The organism is Chamaesiphon sp. OTE_8_metabat_110, from assembly GCF_031382685.1.
In the GTDB taxonomy this organism is placed as follows: domain Bacteria; phylum Cyanobacteriota; class Cyanobacteriia; order Cyanobacteriales; family Chamaesiphonaceae; genus Chamaesiphon.
This window is the reverse complement of record NZ_JANMZA010000509.1, coordinates 1-3,189: the sequence shown is the minus strand read 5'-3', so window position 1 is coordinate 3,189 and position 3,189 is coordinate 1. Positions and strand designations below refer to the sequence as shown.

General features: G+C 48.0%; 3 protein-coding genes. 2 read left to right on the top strand and 1 reads right to left on the bottom strand.

From position 1 onward, the window contains the following. Positions 1–146 precede the first annotated feature (146 nt). Both murA and RMO52_RS18570 read left to right on the top strand, forming a co-directional pair. On the top strand, positions 147–1,481 hold the full coding sequence (gene murA / locus RMO52_RS18575) for a UDP-N-acetylglucosamine 1-carboxyvinyltransferase (RefSeq protein ID WP_309741111.1): 1,335 nt from the start codon (positions 147–149) through the stop codon (positions 1,479–1,481). Positions 1,482–1,701: 220 nt separating this feature from the next. Continuing rightward, positions 1,702–2,337, top strand: a complete 636-nt coding sequence (locus RMO52_RS18570; protein WP_309741110.1) for a peroxiredoxin — start codon at positions 1,702–1,704, stop codon at positions 2,335–2,337. 245 nt (positions 2,338–2,582) lie between these two features. Here RMO52_RS18570 and RMO52_RS18565 read toward each other — a convergent pair. After that, a partial coding sequence (locus RMO52_RS18565; RefSeq protein WP_310417209.1) for an amidophosphoribosyltransferase occupies positions 2,583–3,189 on the bottom strand: 607 nt, incomplete at its 5' end.

Below are 3,189 nucleotides of genomic sequence, written 5' to 3'. Positions count from 1 at the left end.
CCGAATTACCTGTAGAATTTAAGCAAAAATAAGTAATCTCGACCGCGTTGGCGGAGCCTCTCTGTTCGCGGAGCGTCCCGAAGGGAAGGAGAATCGCTTGGAATTTGGAGGAAAAACCTATCAGTAGCACAATCACCACCCAAAATATGCTAGCAACAGAAAAGTCTGTCATTCACATCTGGGGTCAAAACCCGTTGTCAGGGGAAGTAAAAATCAGTGGTGCCAAAAATTCAGCATTAGTTGTGATGGCTGGGGCACTGCTATGTTCGAGTAGCTGTAGGCTCCAAAACATTCCGGGACTAGTCGATGTCGATAAGATGTGCCAGATTATTGAAGCCTTGGGTGTCAAAATCCACCGCAATGGCGAAATTCTCGATTTTGATACCAGTGGCTTTAATTGTCATACTCCCCCGTTTGAACTGGTATCCAAATTACGGGCAGCTTTTTTTGCGATCGGGCCGATCTTGGCTAGATTGGGTGTAGCTAAAGTCCCGATGCCCGGTGGATGTTCGATCGGAGCTAGACCGATCGAATTGCACGTCCGAGGACTCCAGGCGATGGGCGCTCATGTCGAAATCGAACATGGCATTGTCAATGCTTACGTTACTGGGTCGAGTAAACGCCTGCAAGGGGCGAAAATCTATCTGGATTACCCAAGTGTCGGCGCGACGGAAACATTGATGATGGCGGCGACGCTAGCCGATGGTGAGACGATCCTAGAGAACGCGGCGAAGGAACCGGAAGTTGTCGATTTGGCAAATTTCTGTATTTCGATGGGTGCCAAAATTCACGGCGCGGGTACAGATCGAATTACGATCGTCGGTGTCGATAAGCTGCATGAAACCGATTATAGGATCATCGCCGATCGCGTCGAAGCAGCGACATTTTTGGTCGCTGGCGCAATTACCAATTCGGAAATCAGCTTGTTTCCAGTCATTCCCGAACATCTCACCGCAGCGGTCGCCAAATTAAAACAAATCGGTGCGAATGTCGTTATCGACGCCCCAGATCGGCTGCGAGTCGTCCCCACGGGCATTCTCAGAGGTGCAGATATCGAGACACTGCCTTACCCCGCTTTTCCCACGGACATGCAGGCGCAATTTATGGCGATGCTCGCTGTTAGCGAGGGTAGCAGTGTGATTACCGAGACAGTGTTTGAAAATCGGCTCCAACATGTTGCCGAACTCAAACGCATGGGTGCCAATATCAAAGTCAAAGGCAATCATGCGATCGTCGAAGGCGTTGCGAGGCTCTCTGGCGCAACTGTCACCGCCACGGATCTGCGAGCTTCAGCCGCACTGGTACTGGCTGGTTTAGCCGCCCAAGGTAAAACAACCATCCAAGACTTACACCATCTCGATCGCGGTTACGATCGCTTAGAAGCTAAGATGCGGAATTTAGGCGCGAAAATCGAGCGCGTGCGGGTCGATGCCGCAGGTGAAACAGTCTATCGCTATCCAGAGGCAGTGCTGCCAGTTTAGGATTTGGGCTTTAGGCTTTGGGCTTTAGGCTTTGGGCTTTAGGGAATATGCACACCGCAGAGGTTTCCTTAACACCCAATCCCTAACACCTAACACCTAACACCTAATCCCTCACTACCGACTCGATCGTAAATAAACATGTACATTGGTATGCGATCGGGGTAGCTTTGTGTAAATATCGAAAGTTGCTCCTATCCACTTTCACCTATTTAGATAGATTATGCAGTTAAGATTAGGGGACACCGTACCCAACTTCAAACAAGCTACTACCCAAGGCGAGATCGACTTCTTTGAATGGGCGGGTAATAGTTGGGTAGTTCTATTTTCACATCCTAAAGATTTCACGCCAGTCTGTACGACAGAATTAGGCGAAGTTGCCAAACTCAAGCCAGAATTCGATAAGCGCAATGTCAAACCGATCGCATTGAGCGTCGATGATGTAGATTCTCACAATGGTTGGGTTGGCGATATTCTCGAAACCCAAGGTTCGGCGCTAAATTACCCCATCATCGCCGACCCCGATAAAAAAGTTTCCGATTTGTATGACATGATTCACCCCAATGCAAATGCAATGGTGACTGTCCGATCGGTATTCATTATCGATCCTAACAAAAAGCTTCGGTTGACAATTACTTATCCGCCAAGTACCGGACGCAACTTTGATGAAATTTTGCGGGTAATCGACTCGCTCCAGCTCACCGATAATTACAGCGTGGCAACTCCAGCTAACTGGGTTGATGGCGGTGACTGTGTGGTCGTTCCAACGATCTCGACCGAAGAAGCCAAAGTTAAATTTCCCAAAGGCATTACCGAACTCAAACCTTATCTGCGGATGACTCCACAACCAGATAAATAGACTCGCTTCAATAATTAATAATTATTAATTATTAATTACCTCTCCCTGTTGGCGTAAGCCTGCCGTAGGCATAGGACAGAGGATTGAATGAGTTAGATAATCTTGTTTGATTTCCCAGCGTTGCATTTTACCCGCAACTCCATAAATAGGGAGGCTTTATACCTGTTTATCTCAGTAAATCAAACCGATCTACAAAAATAGCCCCCAACTTCTCACAGAAGTTGGGGGTTATTAATTATTAATGATTAATTAATTAAACCCATCTCCAACATCAACTTGGATTTTTTGACCCCATCAGGGATTTCTACTGGGTAATCGCCAGTAAAACAAGCCGAACAAAAATTATTAGGATCCTGATTGGTAGCAGCCAACATCCCTTCCCAGGAGAGGTATGCTAGCGTATCGACACCGATTTGCGCGGCGATCTCCGCCACTGACTTCGTTGCAGCAATCAGTTGATCTTGAGTATCGGTATCGATGCCATAAAAGCAAGGATGAGTAACAGGTGGTGACGAGATCCGCATATGAATTTCCGTCGCCCCAGCATCGCGTAGCGCCTTGACTAGTTTCCGACTGGTCGTCCCCCGCACGATCGAATCATCGATCACGATGACTCGTTTGCCTTTTAAAACATCTCTGAGGGGGTTTAACTTCATCCGAATGCCTGATTCCCGCATTTCTTGAGTCGGCTGAATAAATGTCCGTCCCACATAGCGATTTTTGATCAAGCCTTCAGCATAAGGGATCCCCGATGCCTCCGAAAATCCGATCGCGGCGGGAATACCCGAATCCGGCACGCCAATGACGATATCGGCATCCACCAAGGATTCGGCTGCTAATTGCTTGCCCAGG